1 protein-coding gene is annotated in these 626 nt (G+C 67.6%); it reads right to left on the minus strand.

The genetic code is table 11. The features are described from left to right. Positions 1-548, minus strand: a 548-nt coding sequence (locus MJ783_RS23265) for a toll/interleukin-1 receptor domain-containing protein (protein WP_239314028.1), incomplete at its 3' end; no start/stop codon positions are given. Between the last annotated feature and the right edge of the window lie 78 nt (positions 549-626).

Raw genomic sequence — 626 nt, forward strand, 5'->3', positions numbered from 1 at the left:
AACCCCCCGCCCGCGGAATCAGCCGGCGCGCGTAATCGTTCGGCGAGCCGGCGGCTCTCCGTCGTGCGGCCAAAGAACATCCGCGTCTGCCCCGCGGTGAATGCCGCCAGCCCCGGATACACCACCTGCTCGGCCGACGTGGCGACACCGGCCCCATCCATCCGGCGTAACGCTTCCAGCAGCCGCGCGCGGGCAGTCGTCCCGTCGTCCTCCAGCACGGCTTGTTGGGTGATGGCGCTCGATAGCAGGGGGCTCGACACGGCCGGCTCGGCCAACAGCGGCAGAATCCGCAAACCGGTCGCCAACGCGGCCCCGATCTCCGCCGCGCACCAGACCGACTTACGAAACGCCTGGGTCACGACCGCGAGGAGCGCATCGGCGTGGAACAGTTCGTCGAGCAGCCGCTGCCGCCAGGCATCACCAGTGGCCATCCCGCATTCGGGATCCCCACTGAGGAATATCTCGTGCCCCTCCTGCCGCAGCCAGCCGGCGACCGAGGACGCAACAGTGGAATCTGCGCTGGCATGGCTGATGAACACTTGCGCCACCACTCACCCCCAGCATCACAGGCATCAGCATCATGTCACACAACCCCGACGGCGTAGAGCGCCTGGCAATATAGGGGT

Origin of the sequence: Protofrankia sp. Cj3 (assembly GCF_917627355.1) — a bacterium.
Lineage (GTDB): Bacteria > Actinomycetota > Actinomycetes > Frankiales > Frankiaceae > Protofrankia.